The 21,674-nt window shown below is 71.5% G+C and carries 22 protein-coding genes; 6 read left to right on the top strand and 16 right to left on the bottom strand.

What is annotated here, in order from left to right:
* Positions 1-24: 24 nt before the first annotated feature.
* Together sucB and lpdA are read right to left on the bottom strand one after the other, a co-directional pair.
* On the bottom strand, positions 25-1,869 hold the full coding sequence (sucB, locus tag CHB94_RS04575; protein ID WP_089335389.1) for a 2-oxoglutarate dehydrogenase, E2 component, dihydrolipoamide succinyltransferase: 1,845 nt from the start codon (positions 1,867-1,869) through the stop codon (positions 25-27).
* Between the two features lie 49 nt (positions 1,870-1,918).
* Entirely contained in the window at positions 1,919-3,298 is a 1,380-nt protein-coding gene (gene lpdA, locus CHB94_RS04570; RefSeq protein ID WP_089335388.1) for a dihydrolipoyl dehydrogenase, read from the bottom strand.
* A 152-nt stretch (positions 3,299-3,450) separates the two neighbouring features.
* Here lpdA and CHB94_RS04565 point away from each other — a divergent pair, with 152 nt between their 5' ends.
* Positions 3,451-3,798: an oxidoreductase gene (locus tag CHB94_RS04565; RefSeq protein ID WP_089335387.1), complete on the top strand. Its 348-nt coding sequence runs from the start codon at positions 3,451-3,453 to the stop codon at positions 3,796-3,798.
* A gap of 66 nt (positions 3,799-3,864) precedes the next feature.
* Here CHB94_RS04565 and CHB94_RS04560 read toward each other — a convergent pair whose 3' ends face one another.
* Complete coding sequence (locus CHB94_RS04560) at positions 3,865-5,379, bottom strand: leucyl aminopeptidase (protein ID WP_089335386.1); 1,515 nt, start codon at positions 5,377-5,379, stop codon at positions 3,865-3,867.
* Between the two features lie 379 nt (positions 5,380-5,758).
* Between CHB94_RS04560 and gcvT the strand changes: the two genes are divergently transcribed.
* Complete coding sequence (gene gcvT / locus CHB94_RS04555) at positions 5,759-6,877, top strand: glycine cleavage system aminomethyltransferase GcvT (protein WP_089335385.1); 1,119 nt, start codon at positions 5,759-5,761, stop codon at positions 6,875-6,877.
* A 72-nt stretch (positions 6,878-6,949) separates the two neighbouring features.
* Here gcvT and CHB94_RS04550 read toward each other — a convergent pair whose 3' ends face one another.
* The 4 genes from CHB94_RS04550 to CHB94_RS04535 form a co-directional block, all read right to left on the bottom strand.
* On the bottom strand, positions 6,950-8,080 hold the full coding sequence (locus CHB94_RS04550) for a YihY/virulence factor BrkB family protein (RefSeq protein ID WP_089335384.1): 1,131 nt from the start codon (positions 8,078-8,080) through the stop codon (positions 6,950-6,952).
* Between the two features lie 94 nt (positions 8,081-8,174).
* Positions 8,175-8,447, bottom strand: coding sequence for a DUF4235 domain-containing protein (locus CHB94_RS04545; protein ID WP_089335383.1), 273 nt, complete (start codon positions 8,445-8,447; stop codon positions 8,175-8,177).
* Positions 8,444-8,917: a DUF3618 domain-containing protein gene (locus CHB94_RS04540; protein ID WP_089335382.1), complete on the bottom strand. Its 474-nt coding sequence runs from the start codon at positions 8,915-8,917 to the stop codon at positions 8,444-8,446. The genes CHB94_RS04545 and CHB94_RS04540 overlap by 4 nt, the downstream gene beginning before the upstream one ends.
* Positions 8,914-9,363, bottom strand: a complete 450-nt coding sequence (locus CHB94_RS04535; RefSeq protein ID WP_089335381.1) for a phage holin family protein — start codon at positions 9,361-9,363, stop codon at positions 8,914-8,916. The genes CHB94_RS04540 and CHB94_RS04535 overlap by 4 nt, the downstream gene beginning before the upstream one ends.
* A gap of 106 nt (positions 9,364-9,469) precedes the next feature.
* Here CHB94_RS04535 and CHB94_RS04530 point away from each other — a divergent pair, with 106 nt between their 5' ends.
* The gene (locus CHB94_RS04530; protein ID WP_089335380.1) at positions 9,470-9,682 is read left to right on the top strand and encodes a hypothetical protein; all 213 of its coding nucleotides are present in this window, start codon (positions 9,470-9,472) and stop codon (positions 9,680-9,682) included.
* A gap of 75 nt (positions 9,683-9,757) precedes the next feature.
* Here CHB94_RS04530 and CHB94_RS04525 read toward each other — a convergent pair whose 3' ends face one another.
* From CHB94_RS04525 to CHB94_RS04515, 3 genes are all read right to left on the bottom strand, one after another.
* Positions 9,758-10,741: an aldo/keto reductase family protein gene (locus CHB94_RS04525; RefSeq protein ID WP_089335379.1), complete on the bottom strand. Its 984-nt coding sequence runs from the start codon at positions 10,739-10,741 to the stop codon at positions 9,758-9,760.
* An 11-nt stretch (positions 10,742-10,752) separates the two neighbouring features.
* A complete protein-coding gene (locus CHB94_RS04520; protein WP_217899161.1) occupies positions 10,753-11,376 on the bottom strand; it encodes an MBL fold metallo-hydrolase in 624 nt (207 codons plus the stop codon).
* Positions 11,377-11,574: 198 nt separating this feature from the next.
* Positions 11,575-12,183: a DUF3043 domain-containing protein gene (locus tag CHB94_RS04515; RefSeq protein ID WP_089335377.1), complete on the bottom strand. Its 609-nt coding sequence runs from the start codon at positions 12,181-12,183 to the stop codon at positions 11,575-11,577.
* Between the two features lie 152 nt (positions 12,184-12,335).
* On the opposite strand from CHB94_RS04515, the gene CHB94_RS04510 reads away from it, so the two are divergent.
* Complete coding sequence (locus CHB94_RS04510; protein WP_089335376.1) at positions 12,336-12,707, top strand: HesB/IscA family protein; 372 nt, start codon at positions 12,336-12,338, stop codon at positions 12,705-12,707.
* 262 nt (positions 12,708-12,969) lie between these two features.
* Here CHB94_RS04510 and asnB read toward each other — a convergent pair whose 3' ends face one another.
* From asnB to CHB94_RS04495, 3 genes are all read right to left on the bottom strand, one after another.
* Complete coding sequence (gene asnB / locus CHB94_RS04505) at positions 12,970-14,901, bottom strand: asparagine synthase (glutamine-hydrolyzing) (RefSeq protein ID WP_089335375.1); 1,932 nt, start codon at positions 14,899-14,901, stop codon at positions 12,970-12,972.
* Positions 14,902-14,994: 93 nt separating this feature from the next.
* Complete coding sequence (locus CHB94_RS04500; protein ID WP_089335374.1) at positions 14,995-15,345, bottom strand: DUF3817 domain-containing protein; 351 nt, start codon at positions 15,343-15,345, stop codon at positions 14,995-14,997.
* Positions 15,335-15,703 carry a metalloprotease gene (locus CHB94_RS04495; RefSeq protein ID WP_089335373.1) on the bottom strand — a complete coding sequence of 123 codons (369 nt, stop codon included), beginning with the start codon at positions 15,701-15,703 and terminating at the stop codon, positions 15,335-15,337. The genes CHB94_RS04500 and CHB94_RS04495 overlap by 11 nt, the downstream gene beginning before the upstream one ends.
* Positions 15,704-15,988: 285 nt before the next feature.
* Between CHB94_RS04495 and ctaC the strand changes: the two genes are divergently transcribed.
* Positions 15,989-16,873 (top strand): aa3-type cytochrome oxidase subunit II, encoded by an 885-nt coding sequence (ctaC, locus tag CHB94_RS04490; RefSeq protein WP_217899160.1) that lies wholly within the window; start codon positions 15,989-15,991, stop codon positions 16,871-16,873.
* A 51-nt stretch (positions 16,874-16,924) separates the two neighbouring features.
* The gene (locus CHB94_RS04485) at positions 16,925-17,329 is read left to right on the top strand and encodes a cytochrome c oxidase subunit 4 (RefSeq protein ID WP_089335371.1); all 405 of its coding nucleotides are present in this window, start codon (positions 16,925-16,927) and stop codon (positions 17,327-17,329) included.
* A gap of 665 nt (positions 17,330-17,994) precedes the next feature.
* Here the strand turns inward: CHB94_RS04485 and qcrB are convergent.
* The 3 genes from qcrB to qcrC are packed head-to-tail and all read right to left on the bottom strand — an operon-like array spanning position 17,995 to position 21,667.
* Complete coding sequence (gene qcrB / locus CHB94_RS04480; protein WP_089335370.1) at positions 17,995-19,695, bottom strand: cytochrome bc1 complex cytochrome b subunit; 1,701 nt, start codon at positions 19,693-19,695, stop codon at positions 17,995-17,997.
* Complete coding sequence (gene qcrA, locus CHB94_RS04475) at positions 19,695-20,807, bottom strand: cytochrome bc1 complex Rieske iron-sulfur subunit (protein WP_089335369.1); 1,113 nt, start codon at positions 20,805-20,807, stop codon at positions 19,695-19,697. The genes qcrB and qcrA overlap by 1 nt, the downstream gene beginning before the upstream one ends.
* On the bottom strand, positions 20,804-21,667 hold the full coding sequence (gene qcrC / locus CHB94_RS04470) for a cytochrome bc1 complex diheme cytochrome c subunit (RefSeq protein ID WP_254920396.1): 864 nt from the start codon (positions 21,665-21,667) through the stop codon (positions 20,804-20,806). The genes qcrA and qcrC overlap by 4 nt, the downstream gene beginning before the upstream one ends.
* Positions 21,668-21,674 lie beyond the last annotated feature (7 nt).

Raw genomic sequence — 21,674 nt, 5'->3', positions numbered from 1 at the left:
TGGTGGGGGGCAGGGGGTCTTTGCTCAGGCGAGTCCGAGCTCGCCGTGGAACTGGCCGGCCTCCAACCGTTCCCGGACCGTGGTGAGGAACCGAGCGGCGTCGGCGCCGTCGACGATCCGGTGGTCGTAGGTCAGCGCCAGGTAGACCATCGACCGGACGGCGATGACCTCGCCCAGCTCCGGGTCGTTGACGACCACCGGGCGCTTGACCACCGAGCCGGTGCCGAGGATGGCCACCTGCGGCTGGTTGATGATCGGGGTGTCGAACAGCGCCCCTCGGCTCCCGGTGTTGGTGAGCGTGAAGGTGCCACCACCCAGCTCGTCCGGCGTGACCTTGTTGGTCCGGGTCCGCTCGGCCAGGTCGGCGATCTTGCGGGCGATCCCGCCGAGGCTGAGGTCGCCGGCGTCGTGGATGACCGGCACCAGCAGGCCACGGTCGGTGTCCACCGCGACACCCAGGTTCTCGGTGTCGTGGTAGGTGACGGTGCCGGCCTCCTGGTCGATCGAGGAGTTGACCGACGGGTGGGCCTTCAACGCCTCGACCGCAGCCTTGGCGAAGAACGGCAGGAACGAGAGCTTGACGCCCTCCCGGGCCTCGAAGTTCTTCTTGGCCTGCTGCCGCAGGTTCGCGATCCGGGTAACGTCGGCCTCGACAACGGTGGTGAGCTGGGCGCTGACCTGCAGCGACTCCACCATCCGCCGGGCGATGACCGCCCGGAGGCGCGACATCTTCTCCGTGCGACCCCGGACGGAGGTGTCGGGCGTGGCCGCCGGCGACGGCGTCCGTGCTCCGCCGGCGCTCGCCGCGGCAGGCGCGGCAGCTGCGGGAGCCGGCGTCGCAGCCTTCTCGGCGGCGGCGAGGACGTCCTGCTTCCGGATCCGCCCGCCCACACCGGTACCGGACACGGTGCCGAGGTCGACGCCCTTCTCCGCGGCCAGCCGGCGGACCAGCGGCGTGACGTAGTTGCCACCGCCGTCACCGCTCGGCTCCTGCCCGGCCTCCGCCGGCGCCTGCGGGGCCACTGCCGACGAGGGGGCAGGGGCGGACGTGGGGGACTGGGTCGGCATGCCGCCGCTCGAGCCGTAGTCACCACCCGGCTGCTCCGAGGCGGGCCGCGCCTCCTGCGGTGCCGGCTGCTGAGGAGCCGGGGCCTCCTGCTTCGGGGCCTCCTGCTGCGGCGCGGGAGCGGCGGGTGCGGCCGAGCCGCCGGCCGCAGCCGAACCGATGACCGCCAGCTGCGCGCCGACGTCGACGGTCTCGTCCTCGTTGACCGTGATCTCCAGAAGGGTGCCGCTGACCGGCGAGGGGATCTCGGTGTCGACCTTGTCGGTCGAGACCTCCAGCAGAGGCTCGTCCGCGCTGACCTCGTCACCGACGGCCTTGAGCCACCGGGTGACGGTGCCCTCCGTGACGCTCTCGCCGAGGGCCGGCATGGTCACCGGAGTTCCCTCGCCACCGCCACCGCCACCGCTGGAGCCGCTGTCGGCCGAGGCGGGCGCCGGCTCCTGCTGGGGGGCCGGTGCCTCCTCCTGCGGCTCCGGGCCCGCGTCCTCGACCTGCTGGGCAGGGGTCTGCGGTGTCGTGTCGGCGTCCTCCGCCGACCCGGTGTCGCCCGCGCCACCGCCGGCACCGTCACCGCCGATGACCGCGAGCTCGGCGCCGACCTCCACGGTCTCGTCCTCGGCGACGAGGATCTTGGTCAGCACGCCGGCTGCCGGCGACGGGATCTCGGTGTCGACCTTGTCGGTCGAGACCTCGAGGAGGGGCTCGTCGACCTGGACCTGCTCACCCTCCTGCTTGAGCCAGCGGGTGACCGTGCCCTCGGTGACGCTCTCGCCCAGGGCGGGCATGGTGACGGACGTCGGCATCGGGGCAATGCTCCTTCTGGCTGGGGAGGGGGACGGGTGTGGAAACGGGTCAGCCGTGCACGTGCAGGGGCTTGCCGGCGAGGGCCAGATGGGCCTCACCGAGCGCCTCGCTCTGCGTCGGGTGCGGGTGGATGAGGCTGGCGACGTCGTCGGCCTCGGCCTCCCAGTTGTAGATCAGCTGGGCCTCGGCGATGAGTTCGCCGACGCGGCTGCCCACCATGTGGATGCCCACGACCGGACCGTCCTCGGCCTGCACGAGCTTCACCGCGCCGGTCGTCTTGAGGATCTGGCTGCGGCCGTTGCCGGCGAGGTCGTAGGTGAGGGTCTTGACCTGGCCGTACTTCTCCTTGGCCTGGGCCTCGGTGAGCCCGACCGAGGCGACCTCGGGGTCGGAGTACGTGATGCGCGGGACGCCCGCGTAGTCGATGGGGGCGGGGTTCAGCCCGGCCACGCGCTCGGCGACGAGGATGCCCTCGCCGAAGCCGACGTGGGCCAGCTGCAGGGTGGGGATCAGGTCGCCGACGGCCGAGACGGTCGGCAGGTTGGTGCGGCACAGCTCGTCGACGAGGACGTAGCCGCGGTCCATGGCCACGCCGGCCTCCTCGTAGCCGAGGCCCTGGCTGACCGGCCCGCGCCCGACGGCGACGAGCAGCAGCTCGGCCTCCAGCTCCTTGCCGTTCTCGAGGGAGATCTTGACGCCGTTCTCGGTGGTCTGGACGCCGGAGAAGCGGCTGCCGAGCTCGAAGCCGATCTTGCGCCGCCGGAATGCGCGCTCCAGCAGCTTCGAGGAGGCCTCGTCCTCCAGTGGCACCAGGTGGGGCAGAGCCTCGACGATGGTGACGTCGACGCCGAAGGACTTCCAGGCGCTCGCGAACTCGCAGCCGATGACGCCGCCGCCGAGGATGATCGCCGAGGCTGGAACTCGGTCCATGTTCAGCGCGTGGTCGCTGGTGATGACCCGGGTGCCGTCGATGTCGAGGCCGGGCAGCGAGCGGGCGTAGGACCCGGTGGCCAGCAGGATGTGCTTGCCCTCGTAGGTCTGGCCGTTGACCTCGACCGTCGTGGGGGACGTCAGCCGGCCCTCGCCCTCGACGTAGGTGATCTTGCGGGCCTTCACCAGACCCTGCAGCCCCTTGTAGAGCTTGGAGACGACGCCGTCCTTGTAGGCGTTGACGCCGTCCATGTCGATGCCGGCCAGCGACGTCTTGACGCCGAACTGCTCGCCCTCGCGGGCCAGGTCGGCGACCTCTCCGGCGTGCAGCAGAGCCTTCGTCGGGATGCAGCCGCGGTGGAGGCACGTGCCGCCGACCTTGTCCTTCTCGATCAGGACGACGTTCAGGCCGAGTTCGGTCGCGCGGAAAGCCGCGGCGTAGCCACCCGAGCCACCACCGAGGATGACCAGGTCGGCGGGGGAGGTGGGTGTGCTCACGAGTTCTCCTCGATGCTGTCGTGGGCGTCCCGCCCGTTCGGGCGGGGGCTTGGGGTCATCCTGCCACTCCGGGAACGACCCGGCCGGGAGCGCCGTTGCCATCCCGAGCGTCGGAAAGATCACCGTGCTGTCGCAACGACGAAAGAGGCGCCATGGGGTTGTTCGACCGATTGCGCCGGAGGGGCCGCCGCGCCCCGGGAGGACGGGATGGCCAGAGCCGTCCGGGCACGCTCGACCGGGCCTCGCAGCGGGCGGACCTGACCCATCTGGAGCAGTTCGTGGCCACCCGGCGGGGCGTCGAGGGCTACGTCGAGCCCCGGACGGCGGTCACCGAGACGACGATCGTGCTGGTCGCGGTGGACGGCGAGTGGACCCGCCGCCGCATCGACGGGCCCCATGTCGCCCGCCGTCTCTCCCGCGACCTCGCGATCCCGGTCTACGACGTCCAGGTGACCGGATACCCCCAGCGCATGCGCGACTGGTCGAAGGACCACCGTTGAAGGACCCCGTCCCCCTCACCCCTCGCACGCTGGGGGCGAGCCTCCGGACGGGGCCGTTCCATCACGTCACTTCGCGATGAGGTCCTCGATGGTGGCCAGCAGCGTGCGCACCGGGACACCGGTGCCGCCCTTGGGCGTGTATCCCCACGGCGCGCCGGTGTTGTAGCTCGGGCCCGCGATGTCGATGTGCGCCCAGGCCAGCCCCTCCGGGACGAACTCCGCGAGGAAGTGGCCGCCGACGAGCATGCCGCCCATCCGGTCGGCGTTGGCGTTGACGAAGTCGGCGATGGGGGAGTCCAGGCCCTTCCGCAGCTCGGCCGGCAGCGGCATCGGCCACATCCCCTCGCCGCTGCGCCGGGACGCCGCGACGACGGCGTCGCGGAGGTCGTCGCTGCCCATGACGCCGGCGGTGCGGGTGCCGAGGGCGACCAGCTGCGCCCCGGTGAGGGTGGAGGTCTCCAGCAGGACGTCCGGCCGGTCCTCGGCGGCCCGCGCGATCGCGTCCGCGAGGATGACCCGGCCCTCGGCATCGGTGTTGGTGATCTCGGCCTTCTTGCCGTTGCGGAAGGTCACCACGTCGGCGGGGCGGTAGGCGGTGCCGCTCGGCAGGTTCTCGGCCATCGGCACGGTGGCGACGACGTCGACGGGCAGGTTGAGCTGGGCCACGAGACACACGGTGGCGATCACGGCGGCGGCGCCCGCCATGTCGCTCTTCATGTCCTCCATCTTCAGCGCCGGCTTGATGGAGAGCCCGCCACTGTCGAAGGTGATGCCCTTGCCGACCAGGGCGACCTTCTTCTTGTGCGCCCCGGGGCCGGTGTAGGAGAGCCGGAGCAGGCGCGGCTTGCGGGTCGAGCCCTGGCCGACGGCGAGGATGCCGCCGTAGCCACCGGCGGCGAGCGCGTCCTCGTCGAGGATCTCGGCGGCCAGTCCGGCCTTCTCGCCGGCTGCGGCACCGCGGGCGGCCAGCTCGGCGGGGTAGAGGTCGTTGGGCGGCGTGTTCACCAGGTCACGGACGAGAGCGACGGCGTCGGCGACCGCCCGTACCCGGCGCAGAGCCGTCTCCGCGGCTCCCGTGTCGGGGACGACGATGGTGAACTCGCTCGGCGGCGCCAGGCGCCCGGCGGGCAGCTCGGACTTGTAGGCGGTGAACTCGTAGGCGCCCAGCAGCGCACCCTCACCCACGGCGTGCAGCCGCCCGGCATCCGGGGTGCCGCCCACGGCGGCGAGCAGGCTGACCACGCGGCGGCGCCCGCCCAACGCGCGGCTGGCAGCCCCGGCCGCACGGCGCACCGCCTCGGGGGCGTACGTGCCGGCGCCGTCGGGCGCACCCAGGCCGGTCACGGCGACGACGGGGAAGGGGCCCTGGCCGAAGGAGGGCAGCCGGGTGACCTCGTCCTCGGTGCCGCGCACGCCGAGGTCGGCCAGCGCCGGCAGGAGGCGGCCGCCCAGGAGCCGGTCGACGGCCTCTGCGCCGGGGGTGGGCAGCGGCCCGTCCGGGCCCTTGCCGACGGCGACGACGACGGCGTCCCCGGTCAGCTTCTCCAGCGGGTGGTCGGTGGCGATGATCGTCGGCGGCACCGCTCGATCCTAGAAGGACCCCTCTGCCCCCCACCGCTCGCCCGCTCGCGGCGGGACCCTGCAGAGGGGCCGCCTGCTGCCCCCCACCGCTCGCCCGCTCGCGGCGGGACCCTGCAGAGGGGCCGCCTGCTGCCCCCCCACCGCTCGCCCGCTCGCGGCGGGACCCTGCAGAGGGGCCGCCTGCTGCCCCCCCACCGCTCGCCCGCTCGCGGCGGGACCCCGCAGAGGGGCCGCCTGCTGCCCCCCACCGCTCGCCCGCTCGCGGCGGGACCCCGCAGAGGGGCCGCCTGCTGCCCCCACGCCTCGCAGGCTCGGCGCAGGTCCCTGCAGCGGGCCGCTCCGTCCCGTCACCACGGAGGGCCGCGCTAGCGTTCCGGCCGTGAGCCCGCTGACCTCCCCCCTTCACGACCGCCACGTCGCGGCCGGCGCCAAGCTCGCCGACTTCAGTGGCTGGTCGATGCCCATCGAGTACGCCGGCGGCGGTGTCCTGGCCGAGCACACCGCCGTGCGCTCCGGTGTCGGGCTCTTCGACGTGTCGCACCTCGGGACGGCGACCGTCCGGGGGCCGGGCGCGGCGGCCTTCGTGGACTCCTGCCTGACCAACGACCTCTCCCGCATCGGTCCCGGCCAGGCGCAGTACACGCTCTGCTGCCTGCCCGACGGGGATCCTCAGGCCGGTGGCGTCGTCGACGACCTGATCGTGTACCTGCACGGCGAGGACGACGTCCTGCTGGTGCCGAACGCCGCCAACGCCGCCGAGGTGCTCGGGCGTCTGGCCGACGCCGCACCGGCCGGGGTCACCGTCACCGATCGGCACGCGGAGGTCGCCGTCCTGGCGCTGCAGGGACCACGCTCGCTGCAGGTGCTCGAGCTGCTCGGCCTGCCGGGGGAGCTGTCCTACATGTCGTTCGTGACCGGTACCGGCGGCCAGGGCGCGGAGGTGACGGTGTGCCGCACCGGCTACACCGGTGAGCACGGCTACGAGCTGCTCGTCGCCGCGGAGAACGCGGGTGCGCTCTGGGACGCGGTGCTGGAGGCGGGCCAGGACCAGGGGATCCGGCTGTGCGGCCTGGGCGCCCGCGACACGCTGCGCACCGAGATGGGGTATCCGCTGCACGGCCACGAGCTGTCGCGGGAGATCACTCCGAACCAGGCGCGCGCCGGGTGGGCCGTCGGCTGGAAGAAGCCCGCCTTCTGGGGCCGGGAGGCGTTGATCGCGGAGAAGGCGGCCGGCCCCGCCCGCCTGCTCTGGGGTCTGCGCGCCGACGGTCGGGGCATCCCGCGGCCGGGCATGGCGGTCCTCGACGCCGCAGGGGAGCGGGTCGGCGAGGTCACCAGCGGCACCTTCTCCCCGACACTGCGCACCGGGATCGCGCTCGCTCTGATCGACGCCGCGGCCGGCGTCGCGGCCGGGAACCCGCTGGCCGTCGACGTCCGGGGCCGGCCGCAGGCCGTGGAGGTCGTGAAGCCGCCGTTCGTCGAGTCCCACGTGCGGTGAGGACCCCCTTCCCGGCCGACCCGGCCCGAGGCTCGCCGCGAGCTCGCGAGCGGTGAGGGGGACAGGGTCCCGCTACTTCCGGGTGGGGTTGCTGTCGCCCTTCTCGGGCTCCGCCTTCTCCGGGAGCGTGTCGGCCATCCTGGCGTCGCGTGCCCCCATGGGCTGCGGCTCGCCGGTGGTGGTGTCGTGCGCCGTCTGGTGCTCGACCTCGGAGTTGATCTCCGCGCCGAGGAGGACGAGATAGCAGGTCAGGTACAGCCACAGCATCAGCACGATGACGCCGGCGATGGCGCCGTAGGTCTTGTCGTAGGACCCGAAGTTGTTGACGTAGAGGCTGAACCCGACGCTGACCAGCGCCCAGATCACAGTGACGACGACGGCGCCGAGGCTGACCCAGCGGAAGCGCGGGGCATCCCGGTCGGGCGCAAGGCGGTAGAGGACGGCGAGCGATCCGGCGAAGACGCCCAGCAGCAGCACCCAGCGGACCACCTGGGCCAGGATCGTGCCGACGCTGCCCATCGGCAGTTCCTTGATCACCGCGGGGACGACGGCGACGAGGCTGAAGGTGATCAGGACGAAGACGATCCCGCCCAGGGTCAGCAGCAGCGAGAGCGCCCGGAGCTTGAGGAAGTTCCGGGTCTCCACCTCGTCGTATGCGAGGTTGACCGCGGTGACCATGTTCCCCATCCCGCCCGAGGCGCTCCACAGCGCAGCCAGGACGGAGACGATGAGGCTGACCGTCAGCGCCCCTCCGCTGTTCTCCACGATCGCGCGCAGCTGGTTGCCGATGAGGTCCGCTGCCTCGTCCGGCAGCTGGGCCGAGAGGTCCGCCACCTGGCGCGCCACGGTCTCCGGCGAGGCGACCAGGCCGTAGATGGAGATCAGGGCGATCAGTGCCGGGAAGATTGCGAGGAAGCCGAAGAACGCCACGCCACCGGCGATGATCGGCATGTTGTCGGCCTTGTGCTCGGCCCAGGACCGCTTGACGATCTGCTTCCAGCCGGCCCACGGGATCTCGGTGGGCTTCTCCGCGTGGAGGCCGGGGAGTTCGCGGTCGCTCGGCGCGCCGGACGGTGGCGCGTGCGGGTCACCGGCCGGCGGTGCTGCGGCCGCCTTCGCAGCGGCGGCCCGGCGCGCGGCCTTCTCCTCCACCCGCTCCCGGATCCGGTCGACGGCGCTCTCTCGGGGCCTGGTGCCCGTCATGGCGGTCCCCCCTGCGTGCTGGGCCGTCGCCCGGCCCGGTGGTGGTGTCTGTGCTGCGGCGGTCGGCGCCAGGGGCCGGCCACCACAGGCGTGGTCAGTCGCCCGGCCAGGAGCCGGTGAGCTGCTTGAACCCGCGCGCACCCGCCCGATCGATGGCGGCCTTGGTCGCGGCGAAGATCGCACCCTGGATCGCGGCGGCGAGGACCACCTCGCGCATCGAGTACTCGCTCTGCAAGGCGGTCGGGGCGTCCTCCTCGTCGGCGACGTGCTTCCAGATCTGCTTGAAGACGATCCCGGACAGGGTTCCGGCCAGGATGCCGCCGATGAGGCCGATCGGCCGGTAGGCGAACTTTGCTCCCTTGCTCAACGCTTCCTCCTCGCGAATGGGCGGGCCTTCTTCTCGGCCTTCTGCGCGGCCTTCCTCCTGGCCTTCCGCGCGGCGGCGCGCCGGGCAGCCAGTTCCTTCCGGGCGCGTTGGGCATCGCGCTCATGTGCGCGTCGCGACTCCTCGAGGGCTCCCTCCACGGTGGCCCGGCGCCGCGTGCGCCGCCGGCGCCAGAGGGCGAACGCCACCAGGACGGACAGTGCCGCACCGGCACCGACGACCGCCGGGGGGTTCTCGCGGTACGTCTCGACGGCGGTGTCCTTGGCCCGCGCCGCGCCTTCCTTGGCCCGGGCCGGGACGTCGAGGCGCTGGCTCAGCTCGTCGACGGTGCGACCCAGCTGTTCGCGGGTCGCCTCGATGTCGGCCCGGATCGCGTCCGGCTCGGTCGGTCCGCCGTCCGCCGCGTCTCGCGCCGGCCGGTTCCCGGGGTGGGCGCCACTGGGTGTGCTCACCGGCGCGCACTCTCCTTCACGGTCGCGATGTCGGTCTTCACGCTGGAGATGGCCTCGCTGGGCACCGGTGGGGATCCCTGCTGCACGTCCTTCCTGCCGACCAGGGCCAGCACCCCGGCGATGGCGAAGAGGACGGCGGCCACGATCAGCGCGGCCAGCCAGTGTGGGAGGACCAGCGACAGGGCGAGGATCATCGTGGTGATCAGGGCGGCGAGCCCGAAGAAGGCGAACAGCCCGGCGCCGCCGAACAGGCCGGCTCCGACACCGAGCTTCTTCGCCTTCTGGGTGACCTCGGCCTGGGCCAGGCGCGCCTCGTCACGGACCAGCCGGCTCAATTGCTCGGTCAGCTGACCGATGAGCTCGCCGGTGGAGGCGTTCGCGGGGTCGGGCGTCGCCTGTGCCCGAGTGGCCCCGTGTGGGTCGGGCTGGTGCGTCGGTGCGGTCATCGGTCCTCCGGCTGGACGGGTCGATGGACTCCCATGCCCCGGCTCGCGCGGCCGTAACCGGCTGATGGGTCACGGCACCTCCGGATCGATCACTAACCTGCCTGCCATGACCTGGCACTGGCGACTCGAGGACTCCTCCGGAGCGGCCGTCCAGCCCTCCTCGATCGGGGTGGAGGTGCCGGGCGCCGACAACCAGGGCGACGCGGAGTCCTGGCTCGGGGAGAACTGGCGCGAGCTGCTCGACAAGGGGGTCGCCACGGTGACCCTCTTCGACGGCGACGACGAGGTCTACGGCCCGATGGGCCTCGCTGCTCCCTGAGCGGAGCCGAGGGCTCCGTCGGCTGCCTCCCGGGCGTCCCCGAGCGTGCGCAGGATGCCCGGGAGGGAGCCTTCCTCAGCCTCGGGCCGTCTTGGCCGGGTCGCACTCGACGGCGTCGCCGAGCACCTCGTCGATCCGCTGGAGGACGTCGGCGTCGAGCCGGACCCCGGCGGCCTCGACGTTGTCCTGCACCTGTTCGGGCCGGGTGGCGCCGATGATCGCGGCGGCGACGTTCTGGTTCTGCAGCACCCAGGCGATCGCCAGCTGGGCCATCGACAGCCCCAGGTCCCCGGCGATCGGCCGGAGGTCCTGGACGCGGGTCAGGATGTCGTCACGCAGGAATCTGCGCATCGAGTTGCCGGCCTCGGCGTGCCCGGCGCGGCTGTCGGCCGGTGGCTGCTGACCGGGGTGGTACTTGCCGGTCAGCACGCCCTGGGCCAGCGGGGACCAGACGATCTGCGACAGCCCCTCCTTCTCCGAGGTCGGGACGACCTCGGACTCGATGACCCGCCAGAGCATCGAGTACTGGGGCTGGTTGCTGATCAGCTGGATGTCGAGCTCGCGGGCCAGGGCCGCACCGGCGGCGATCTGCTCGGCGTTCCACTCCGAGACGCCGATGTAGAGCGCCTTGCCCGCCCGCACGAGGTCGGCGAACGCGGTCATCGTCTCCTCGAGCGGAACCGTCGTGTCGTAGCGGTGGGCCTGGTAGAGGTCGACGTAGTCGGTCTTCAGCCGCTCGAGGGAGGCGTGGCAGCTCTCGATGATGTGCTTGCGGGACAGGCCGCGGTCGTTGTGTCCCGGGCCGGTCGGCCAGTAGACCTTGGTGAACAACTCGTAGGAGGACCGTCGCTGGCCCTCCAGGGCGCGACCGAGCACGGCCTCCGCGCGGGTGCCTGCGTAGACGTCTGCGGTGTCGAAGGTGGTGATGCCGGCATCGAGGGCGGCCCGCACGCAGGCGAAGGCGGCGTCCTCCTCCACCTGGCCACCGTGGGTGAGCCAGTTGCCGTAGGCGATCTCGGAGGTGTTCAGGCCGGAGCGGCCGAGGCGTCGAAAGTCCACGTGCCGCGACGTTAGGCGCCGCGGGGGAGGGCCGCTCGTCCGGCCCGGACGGTCAGGGACGTCCCGTCCACCACCGTCCGGGCTCCGTGTGCGGCCAGCCGCCGGGCCAGCTCCGGGGCCGGCGGATTGTGATGGCCCAGGTGCACGGCGACGACGTCGGTGTCCGCGGTGACGGCGCCGACGGCGCGCAGCCGGGCCAGCTGCTCGGGGAACGTCGCGAGGTCCAGGTGCGACGTGCCGTGGTCCAGGACGTCGCCGAAGGTCTGCTCCAGGAGGACGAGGTCGTAGGCCGCTCCGCGAGTCGCCTCCACCGTCGCGGCCGGCAGGGGACCGGTGTCGGTGGCGTACAGCAGCCGCTCGCCGTCCCGGCCGGTGACGTCGTAGAGCACCGAGGGCACCTCATGGTCCGCGGCCAGCATGCGGACGAGGTGCTCCCCGGAGCGGAGGGCGTCACCCGGCGCGACCTCGGTGAGCCGCACCGGGTCGTCGGGCGCCAGCCACGGGCGGCACTCCTTGAGGACCGGTGCGGGTCCCACGACCGTGAGCGGTGCGGTCGGACGCGCCCAGTGCCGCCAGAGCAGGGCGAACGGCGAGCAGTGGTCGGGGTGGGCGTGCGTGACGAGGATCGTGTGCACGCCCCCGAGGAAGACGCCATCGGGCGGCAGGCCCGGGGCGAGGTCGAGCAGGAGGGCGCCGTCGACCAGGGCGGACGTCGGCCCCCGCTGCTCACCGCGCCGGCGGGCGTCGCTGCAGGACTCGCACGGGCAGTGGCGGTGGCCCCGTCCAGGGGACCGCCCCGAGCTTGCGAGGGGTGGGGAGGACGGGGTCCTTCCTCAGACGTCGGCGCCCAGGGGGACGTCGGGCTTCGGGAAGCGCCAGCGGCGGATCATGGTCGCCCGGCTGATGCCGTACCACGCCAGACCGCGGGTCTTCTGCGTCTCCGGGAAGCGCTCGGTGACCTTGCGCTTGATCCGGCGGCCGAGGACCACCGAGTCGACGATCAGCAACAGGAAGAAGCCGAAGAGCAGGAAGCTCGCGTAGTTGCGGACGACGAGACTGGGCACGACCGTCCCGATCAGCGCCACACCGGCGATGGCGAGGAAGAAGCTGCCGACGTTGCGCCGGGCGTCCACGATGTCGCGCACCAGCTTGCGCACCGGGCCGCGGTCCCGGGCGGGCAGGTAGGCGTCGTCGCCGCGGGCGGCTCCCTGGCGGGCCTCGGCCCGTCGGGTGGCCTGCTGCTCGCGCATCCGCTTGTAGGCCTCTTTGCGGGTGGTGGGCGGCGGGGGCGGGGGACCGGGACGGCGCCCCTGCGCCTCGCTGCGCTTGGGGGTGGGCCGGCCCTTCCCGGACGTGCGCACCAGCTGCTCGGTGAGTTCGGCCGAGGCGGGGGTGTCGGTCGTCTCGGCGCGGTCGCGGCGGCCGGGCAGGCGGAGCTTCACGGGCTCGAAGTCTACGTGTGTGGGGAAGGAGACCGGGGAACTCGCCTGCGGCGCCGTACAGTGGTGGGCGGCAGGGAAGAGGCACCGCTGCGGCGGTGTTGGTCCCGTGCAGTACGTGCCGTAGCGGGCACATCGGATCTGGGAGGACACACATGTCGGTGCAGGACACCACGACCCTCGACGGCGGGGCCCCGAGCGTCACCGGCGTCGTGTTGAGCGACCCCGCGGCCGCGAAGGTCAAGGCGCTGCTGGACCAGGAGGGCCGCGATGACCTCCGGCTCCGCATCGCCGTCCAGCCCGGCGGTTGCTCGGGTCTGCGGTACCAGCTGTTCTTCGACGAGCGGTTCCTCGACGGCGACCAGACCTACGAGTTCGGCGGCGTCGAGGTCATCGTCGACCGCATGAGCGGGCCGTACCTCGGCGGCGCGACGATCGACTTCGTCGACACCATCGAGAAGCAGGGCTTCACGATCGACAACCCCAACGCGGGCAGCTCCTGCGCCTGCGGGGACAGCTTCAGCTGAGGTAGGACTCTCCCGGCAGAGCCCGGCACCTTTCCGAGGTGCCGGGCTCTGTCGCGTTCAGGGGTCGTGACGAGTGGAAGCCCGGAGGGTCTCCGCAAGGAGCGACGAAGCGGCTCGACACGGCAGGGGGACGGCAACCGGTCGCGGTGCGGTCCGGAGGACCGCCATGTCATGACGGTGCGGTCCGGCGGACCGCCATGTCATGACGGTGCGGTCCGGCGGACCGCCATGTCATGACGGTGCGGTCCGGCGGACCGCCATGTCACAGCCGAACGGGGTAGACCGTCTCCGGGATGACCGGCTTGATCCGCTCCTCGACGAAGATGCCGTGCCACACCATGAAGACGAGCAGCGTCCAGAGCTTGCGCGAGTAGTCCACCGCGGAGCCGTTGCGCTGGTTGTCCCGGTGCGCGGCCAACATGGCCAGCACCTGCTGCTTGTCCAGCCACTCCTCGGTCTGGCTCTCCTCGATGACCTGCCGGGCCCAGTCGTGCAGCTGCTCGGCGAGCCAGTGACGGGTGGGGACCGGGAACCCGAGCTTGCGGCGGTTGAGCACGTGCGGGGGCACGATCTGCTCGAGCGCCCGCCGGAGGGCGTACTTCGTCGTCTCCTTGGTCACCCGCTGGTCGACCGGGAGCGTGCTCGCGACCCTGAAGACCTCCGGGTCGAGGAAGGGCACCCGCAGCTCGAGCGAGTTCGCCATCGTCATCTTGTCGGCCTTGACGAGGATGTCCCCCCGCAGCCAGGTGAACAGGTCCACGTACTGCATCGCCGTCACGTCGTCGTAGCCGGCGGCCCGGGTGCGCCGGTAGAGCTCGGCGGTGACGGCCACGTGCGAGAGGTCCGGATCCCGGCGCTCCAGGAAGCCCAGCTCGTCGTCGCGGAAGATCCGCGCGTTGCCGTAGTACCGCTGCTCCAGCGGGATTGAGCCGCGGCGCAGCAGGTCCTTGCCGCGCATGCCGTCCGGCAGCCGCGTGGAGAGCCTGCCGAGAGCGCGGCGGACGCCGGTCGGCAGCTTCTCGAACGCGGCCAGTGACAGTGGCTCGCGGTAGATGTTGTAGCCGCCGAACAGCTCGTCGGCGCCCTCACCCGACAGCACGACCTTCACGTGCTTCCGCGCCTCGCGGGCGATGAAGTACAGCGGCACGAGCGCGGGGTCGGCGACCGGGTCGTCGAGGTACCAGACCACCAGGGGGATGGCGTCGGCGAACTCGTCCGGCGTCACCACCTTGGTGATGTGCTCGACGCCGATCGCCGCCGCGGACTCGGCCGCGACGTCGATCTCGGAGAAGCCCGCACGCTCGAACCCGGTCGTGAAGGTCAGCAGCTTCGGGTTGTAGCGCTTGGCGAGCGCCGCGATGGCGGTCGAGTCGATGCCGCCGGACAGGAACGAGCCCACCGTGACGTCGGCCCGCATGTGCATCCGCACCGAGTCGTCGAGCACGTCGGCGATCCGGTCGTAGAGCGCCTGCTCCTCGTCCTTGGCGACCGGCCGGATCGGGAACGTGGGATGGAAGTAGCGGGTCGTCCGCAGCTCGCCGTCCGCGACCGTGAAGCTGGTCCCGCTCTCGATGCGGCGGATGCCCGCGTGCAGCGTCGCGGGCTCGGGGACGTACTGGAGGGTCAGGTAGTGCTGCAGTGACGCGGCATCCACACCGCCGGCGCCCTTGGTGCCACCGAGCAGCTCCAGCAACGCCTTCTTCTCGGAGCCGAAGACGATCCCGCCGTCGGCGAGGCGAGCGGTGAAGAGCGGCTTGATGCCGAAGGGGTCCCGGGCGCCGAACACGGTCTGTGTGTGGGTGTCCCAGATGACGAACGCGAACATGCCACGCAGCTTCAGGACGACGTCCTCGCCCCACAGGTGGTAGCCGGCGACGATCGCCTCGGTGTCGCCTTCGGTCGCGAACGTGGCCCCGGCGGCGGCCAGTTCGGCCCGCAGCTCCAGGTAGTTGTAGATCTCACCGTTGAAGACGATCCGGTACCGGCCGTCCGCGTACGGCATCGGCTGGTGGCTGTTCTCGATGTCGATGAAGGACAGCCGGTTGAATCCGAAGACCGCCCGGTCGTCCCACCAGGCCTCGTTCTCGTCAGGGCCGCGGTGGCGCATGCAGTGCTGTGCTTGCCGCACGTCGGCGACCGTGACGTCGTCGACCCGGTCGGCGTCGGTGGAGAAATAGGCGAGCAGGCCACACATCAGGCGCAGGTCCTCGGGATCGGGGAGGGGCTCAAGAGTTCGGGAGGTGCTCAGGGGTGGGGGAGACACGCAGCGGCCGGGACGGGGCCTGCGTCACACGCGCTCGCCGACCCGCATCTTGCGTGTGACCGTGCGCTCGGCGACGAAGGAGAGGAACGGGATGGTTCCGGCGACCAGCGTGACGATCGATCCCTTGAGGCTCCACTTCGCCCGAAGCGCCAGGTCGACGGCGGACAGGAAGAAGAGCGCGTAGAGCCAGCCATGGGCGGTGCCGAGGATCGTGACCGGTGTCGGCATCCCGGCCAGGTACTTCAGCGGGACGGCGACGACGATCAGGAGGATCAGCAGAACCCCGACGACGTTGGCCATGACGCGATAGCGCTGGAGTGCCGCGGCGATCGCCTGCTCGGAGTCGCGCGCCGGCGCCACCCGGTCACCGGCCATTGCCGGAGCTCCGCTGGCCGAGGGCGCGCTCGTTGAGCTCGGCGAGATAGGCGTTGTAGGCGGCCAGTTCGGGATCTCCTGACGTGTCGATGCGGGGGCGCTGGTAGAGCACGACCGCCGCCCCGGGGGCGTCCTCGTCCGGGTCGCGGTTCAGCTCCAGCTTGACCATGCGCAGGTAGAACCACAGGCCCATGAAGCCGTACAGAGGCCACTGCAGGGCGTAGCTCCAGTTGACGGCGCCGCCGCCGGCCTCGGCCTTGGTCAGCTGCCAGTAGCCGAGGAAGAAGGTGGCCACGAAGAGGACCGCCACGAGCAGGTGCAGCAGCACCCACTTGGGGGTCAGCAGCCGGGAGAACACACTCCTGACTGTAACCGTCGGTGGCGGGGTGCCGGCCGACCTCGTGCCGCCGCACGCCGGCGCCCGGCGCAGTCCTCCGGTCGCATGCGGGACCAGATCGGGTCCCGGCCGACTCCCACCCCTGCGACCCGCCGGGGCGGTGTCTCCGGTGCTCGGCCGCCGAGCGGTGTCGGCTAGTCTCGGCCCACACTGTGATCGGCGAGGATGCCGTCCGCCAGAACCGGCGGGCGCCCCGCTGGACGGACCGTCCGGGCAGCCGGACGGAGGACGAGGAGGCAGCGAGCAGTGGCTCGAGGCAACAGGCTCGCGCGGCTGGCCGCGCTCGGTCTCCTGGGGGTCGTGACCCTCACCGGATGTGAGATGCCGAACAACGAGTTCTGGCGGTTCGGCTGGCCGGACGGCATCACCGACCGGTCCGAGTCCATGCGGGAGCTGTGGACCGGTTCGGTCATCGCGGCACTCGTCGTCGGCTTCGCCGTCTGGGGGCTGATCTTCTACTCGGTGGTGCGTCACCGGAAGCGCAGCGACGAGCTGCCGAAGCAGACGGCGTACAACCTGCCGCTGGAGATCGTCTACACGATCCTGCCGTTCCTGATCATCGCCGGGCTGTTCTTCTACACGGTGGTCGTGCAGAACCGGGTGATGGAGCGCAGCGACGACCCCGACGAGACGATCGCGGTCAACGCCTTCAAGTGGAACTGGCAGTTCGTGTACCCGGAGACCACGGGCGAGGACGGCGAGCCGGTCAACACCGTCGGCACCAGCTCCGAGATCCCGATCCTGGTGGTGCCGACCGACCGGAGCATCCGGTTCGAGGTGGCCTCCGCAGACGTCATCCACTCGTTCTGGGTCCCCGAGTTCCTCTTCAAGCTCGACGTCATCCCCGGCAACGAGAACGGCCGGGACAACGTCTTCGAGGTGACCGTCCAGGAGGAGGGCGCCTACGTCGGGCGCTGCGCCGAGCTGTGCGGCACGTACCACGCGTACATGAACTTCGAGGTCCGCGCGGTGTCCGGTGAGGACTACGACGCCTACCTCGAGGCCCGTGAGTCGGGGCTGGACACGTACGACGCGCTGGAGGCGATCGGCCAGCCGGGGCTGTCCTCGGCGACCACCCCGTTCGAGGCGCTGCAGAACAAGAACATCAACCAGCAGCAGTCCGGTGGCTGAGTTCGGCCCCGTCCCGCCCCTGATCGTCCCGACGCACGAGGAGGCACGGCCGTGAAGGTCGAGGCGCTCATCTTCAACATCATCGCGCTGTTCTGCGTCATCGCCGCCGTGGTGTACGGCTGGTGGTCGCGCGAGCCGATCGGGACCACGGCGCTCCTCCTCTCCGGTGGCCTCACCGGCCTGATCGGCGGGTTCTTCTGGTTCGTCTCCCGCCGCATCGACGCCCGCCCGGAGGACCGCAAGGACGCCGACATCGCCGAGGGCGCGGGCGAGCTGGGCTTCTTCCCCCCGGCGAGCTACTGGCCCCTCGGCCTGGCGGCCTCGGCGGCGCTGATGGGCCTGGCGCTGGCCTTCTTCTACTCCTGGCTGATCCTCATCGCCGGTGCCGCACTGCTGATCACCATCGGTGGCCTGCTCTTCGAGTACTACGTGGGGCAGAACGCCCAGCAGAGCTGATCCGAGCTCGCTCCACCGAGGGCTCCTCCCGCAACGCGCGGGAGGAGCCCTCGGTCGTTCAGGGCATCGTGCGGCCCGCTCCTGGAGCATCCCTCGCGCTCCTGGAGTTCTGCAGCGGGCCTCGAGCAGGGGAACGGCCCAGAAGGAGCCGGACCGGGTGCCGGTTGTGTACGCGCATCGCGGGGGCAGCACCGCGAGCGATGCACGACCAGCACGACCAATGCCTGGGGACGCACCCGCGAACGCGCGTGGGGGAGGGGCGCGCGGGGCGAGTGAAGGCCCCCGGCTCCTGGCGCGCGTCCCGCCGTCCCGTGCGCCCGGCATCCGCCTCGCGGGCCCCCGAGACGCGGAGCCACCCCCGCCGGGGCGGAACAGGGGCGACGTGTGTCGTCGCGGCGGCCGAGCCCACCGGCTGGGGAGCGGGCCGGAGTCCGGTCCGAGGCCCGAGCTAGGGGCGAGGCGCCAGCGGGCGCACGGTGCCGGCGGCTCCTCAGGTCGACCTACGGCTCCCGGTGTCCTGCAGAACTCATGAGGCACCCGGAACGCTCCACGATGCGGGGGAGTGAGTGCAGGTCGTCCCCGCGCTGCGGCGGCCGCTCCGGATACAGCAGCAGGCCCCGGTGAAATCCACCGGGGCCCTGCTGGCCGTGCTGGTCGTGCTGCGCTCAGTCGCGCGGCTCCTGCGGACGGCCACCGTCGGACGGACGGCCACCGTCGGACGGGCGACCGCCGTCGGACGGACGACCGGACGACGTCAGCTCGCGCTCGCTCTCGGCGGTCGCGAGGCCGCGCCCCTCGGCACGCTGCTCGAGCTCGACCTGCGACGGCTCCTCGATCGGGGTGAAGAAGCCGCGGATGGCCCGACGGGCACCGCCGACATGGTTCATCCGCTTCGGCACCGGCGCACCGCCGTAGGCGAGCTGGCCGTGTCCGTGCTCGTCCACCGGGCCGAGCGGCTGGTGGACCTCGATGAACTCGCCGCTGGGCAGCCGGCGGATGACACCGGTCTCGATGCCGTGCTCGAGCACCTCACGGTCGTGCATCTGCAGGCCGAGGCAGATGCGGTAGGTGACGGCGTACGCGATGGGCGGCAGGATGATCACACCGATCCGGCCGACCCAGGTCATCGCGTTCAGGCTGATGTTGAACTTGTCGGCGATGACGTCGTTGCCGCCGGCGAGCAGCAGCCACACGTAGAAGGTCAGCGCCATGGCCCCGAGCGAGGTCCGCACGGGGACGTCGCGCGGCCGCTGCAGCAGGTGGTGCGAGGCCGTGTCACCGGTCAGCTTGCGCTCGATCATGGGGTAGAGCGCGAGGACCGTGAACATCGCACCCGCGACCACGACTGTCGGCCAGAACAGTGCCGGGATCGTGTAGTCGCCGGGGAGGTTGATGTCCCACGGCGGGAAGATCCGCGTCGAGCCGTCGAGGAACATGATGTACCAGTCAGGCTGCGACGCCGAGGACACCTGCGCCGGGTTGTACGGCCCCCAGAGCCAGACGGGGTTGATCTGCACCAGCCCGCCCAGCGCCGCGCAGACGCCGAAGACGACGAACAGCAGACCCGTCGCCTTCCCGGCGAAGGCCGGGAAGAGCCGGTTTCCGACGACGTTGTGCTCGGTGCGGCCCGGCCCGGGGAACTGGGTGTGCTTCTGCTTGACCAGGACGAGCAGGTGGACCGCGATCAGCGCCAGCAGGATCGCCGGGAAGAGCAGCACGTGCGCGATGTAGAAGCGGCCGATGATCTGCTCGCCGACGAAGTCGCCGTTGAACACGGCGAAGTGGGCCCACGTCCCGATGACCGGGATCGACAGCAGGATCGCGCTGATGATGCGAAGGCCGGTGCCCGAGAGCAGGTCGTCGGGCAGCGTGTAACCGGTGACGCCCATGAGCAGCGCCAGCACCAGCATCACGACACCGATCAGCCAGTTGCTCTCCCGTGGCCGGCGGAAGGCGCCGGTGAAGAAGATGCGCAGCAGGTGCATCACGATCGAGGCGACGAAGAGCAGTGCCGCCCAGTGGTGCAGCTGTCGCATGAACAGGCCGCCGCGGACGTCGAAGGACATCTGCAGCGTCGAGTCGTAGGCGGCGGACATCTCCACGCCACGAAGCGGCGCGTACGAGCCTTCGTAGACGACCTCACGCATCGAGGCGTCGAAGAAGAACGTCAGGTAGGTGCCCGACAGCAGCAGGATGACGAACGAGTAGAGGGCGATCTCCCCGAGCAGGAACGACCAGTGGTCGGGAAAGACCTTGTTCAGCGTCCGGCGCAGTGGGGCGGCGACGATCAACCGGTCGTCGAACTCGACCGCTGCCTTGCCCAGCCTGGTGGTCGGCGCGCCTGGTGCCGTGGCGGTACGAGCCATCAGATGCGCTCCCGGTTCCAGTAGGTGGGGCCTACGGCCTCAATGTAGTCGCTGCGCGCGATGAAGAATCCCTCGTCGTCCACCCCGATCGGCAGCTGCGGGAGGGCCCGCGTCGCCGGACCGAACACCGGCTTGGCGCCCTGCGTCACGTCGAACTGCGACTGATGGCACGGGCACAGGATCCGGCTGGTCTCCTGCTCGTACAAGGAGACCGGGCAGCCCGCGTGGGTGCAGATCTTCGAGTAGGCCACGTACTCGCCGTAGGCGAAGTCCGCGTGGCCCTCGCGGGGCCGCAGGGCATCGACCTGCTCCGGGCGCAGCCGGATGAGCATCGTCGCCGCATCGGCCTGGCGGTTGCCGCCCGGGACGGCCGGGAAGACCGTCTCCAGCGAGCCTGGCTCCTGGTCACCCGGACGGATGGGGGTGCCGTCGTCCCGGAGCAGGCGGACGCCCTCGGCCCAGCTGGTGGTCCCCAGGGGGTCGCCCTTGTTCGGGTTCTTGATCAGGCCGCCGAGGGGCATGAGGAGCATGAGGCCCAAGCCCCCACCCATGAAGAGCAGCGACCGGGTGATCAGCTTGCGTCGACCCAGTCCGCTGTTGTGGTAGCCGCCGACCAGCGTGGCACCTGCGGTGACGCGGTCGAAGTGCGAGCCGTCGTGCTTGTCCTGGACTGCGGTCTCGTGGGGCAGCAGCTTCTTGGTGTAGAGCACCAGGCCCACGCCGACCATGGTCATCGCGAGACCCATGAAGAGGCCGAGCATCGGGGTGAACAGGGCGCTCCACCCGCGCTCGGTGATCTCCCAGTGCCAGTCGGGGAGGAACCAGCCCGAGCCCACGTAGACGACCACGAAGAGGAAGGCGAAGACGCCGGCCAGCGTGAAAGCCGTGCCGACCTGCCGCACCGCCCGCTTCTCCAGCGCCGAACCCGGTTCGGGGCCGGGCTCGACGTGGAGGACCTCGACCCCGTCGTACCGGGCGCCCAGCAGGTCGAGCTCCTCGCGGCGCATCGCCGCGAGTTGCTCGGGGGTGTAGTCGTCGTCCGGACCGCCGTGCAGCGGTCCGGGGGTGTCCGCGCCGCCGGTCGAACCGGGGCGGGTATCGCGCGCACTCACGCCTTGCTCCCCATCCAGAAGATGCCGAACATCAGAGCGGACACGCCGACGACCCAGATGACCAGGCCTTCGGCCACCGGGCCCATTCGGCCCACGCCGGCGCCGCCGGGGTCCAGCTGCTGGTTGATCGTCTGCACGTAGTTGATGATCGAGCGCTTCTCCTCCGGCGTCAGCTGGTTGTCGCCGAAGACCGGCATGTTCTCCGGCCCGGTGAGCATCGCCGTGTAGATCTCGAGGTCGTTGGCGTCGTCGAGGCTCGGGGCGTACTTGCCGGAGGAGAGCGCACCGCCCTCGCCGACGAAGTTGTGGCACGAGGCGCAGTTGAGCCGGAACAACTCACCACCCTCCGCCAGATCACCGTCGCGGAGGTCGCCCGACGGGAGGGTCGGGCCACCGCCGTTGGCCTGCACGTAGGCCATGAGCTGGTCGATCTCCTCGTCGGAGAACACGGCCGGCTTGTCCGGGGCCTGCGCCTCCTGGCGCGCCAGCGGCATGCGGCCGGTGTGCACCTGGAAGTAGACGGCGGCCTCGCCGACGCCGATCAGCGACGGCCCGCGGTTGGGGACGCCCTCGAGGTTGTCGCCGTGGCAGGTGATGCAGCTGCGCTCGTACAGTTCCCGGCCGGCCGCCACGGCGGCGGACTCCGAGGTGTCGTCAGCCGCCTGCGCCGGTGCGAACACTGAGTAGAGAGCGCCGGTGAGCACCAGGGCGGTCATCAGGCCGGCGACGTTGGCCAGCCGGCGGCGGTGCTTGGAGCGGCGCCGGGCGCGGGCCCGGCCGGCCGGGTTGCCGTCGGGCTCGGCTTCGGAGAGCCCGTTCTCAGGGAACATGGCCTCGGACTGCGGGTTCGTGGTGGACACCGGTTCC

This window comes from Blastococcus mobilis (genome assembly GCF_900188025.1).
In the GTDB taxonomy this organism is placed as follows: Bacteria; Actinomycetota; Actinomycetes; order Mycobacteriales; family Geodermatophilaceae; genus Blastococcus_B; species Blastococcus_B mobilis.
Note: the sequence above shows the minus strand (reverse complement) of the source record. Positions and strands in the feature narration are given on the sequence as shown.

What these genes read in the sequence shown, in the direction of transcription:
- sucB (WP_089335389.1), bottom strand. Translation starts at nt 1,869, where the DNA reads ATGCCGACGTCCGTCACCATGCCCGCCCTGGGCGAGAGCGTCACCGAG.
- CHB94_RS04565 (WP_089335387.1), top strand. Translation starts at nt 3,451, where the DNA reads ATGGGGTTGTTCGACCGATTGCGCCGGAGGGGCCGCCGCGCCCCGGGA.
- CHB94_RS04550 (WP_089335384.1), bottom strand. Translation starts at nt 8,080, where the DNA reads ATGACGGGCACCAGGCCCCGAGAGAGCGCCGTCGACCGGATCCGGGAG.
- CHB94_RS04535 (WP_089335381.1), bottom strand. Translation starts at nt 9,363, where the DNA reads ATGACCGCACCGACGCACCAGCCCGACCCACACGGGGCCACTCGGGCA.
- CHB94_RS04530 (WP_089335380.1), top strand. Translation starts at nt 9,470, where the DNA reads ATGACCTGGCACTGGCGACTCGAGGACTCCTCCGGAGCGGCCGTCCAG.
- CHB94_RS04510 (WP_089335376.1), top strand. Translation starts at nt 12,336, where the DNA reads ATGTCGGTGCAGGACACCACGACCCTCGACGGCGGGGCCCCGAGCGTC.
- asnB (WP_089335375.1), bottom strand. Translation starts at nt 14,901, where the DNA reads ATGTGTGGCCTGCTCGCCTATTTCTCCACCGACGCCGACCGGGTCGAC.
- CHB94_RS04500 (WP_089335374.1), bottom strand. Translation starts at nt 15,345, where the DNA reads ATGGCCGGTGACCGGGTGGCGCCGGCGCGCGACTCCGAGCAGGCGATC.
- qcrB (WP_089335370.1), bottom strand. Translation starts at nt 19,695, where the DNA reads ATGGCTCGTACCGCCACGGCACCAGGCGCGCCGACCACCAGGCTGGGC.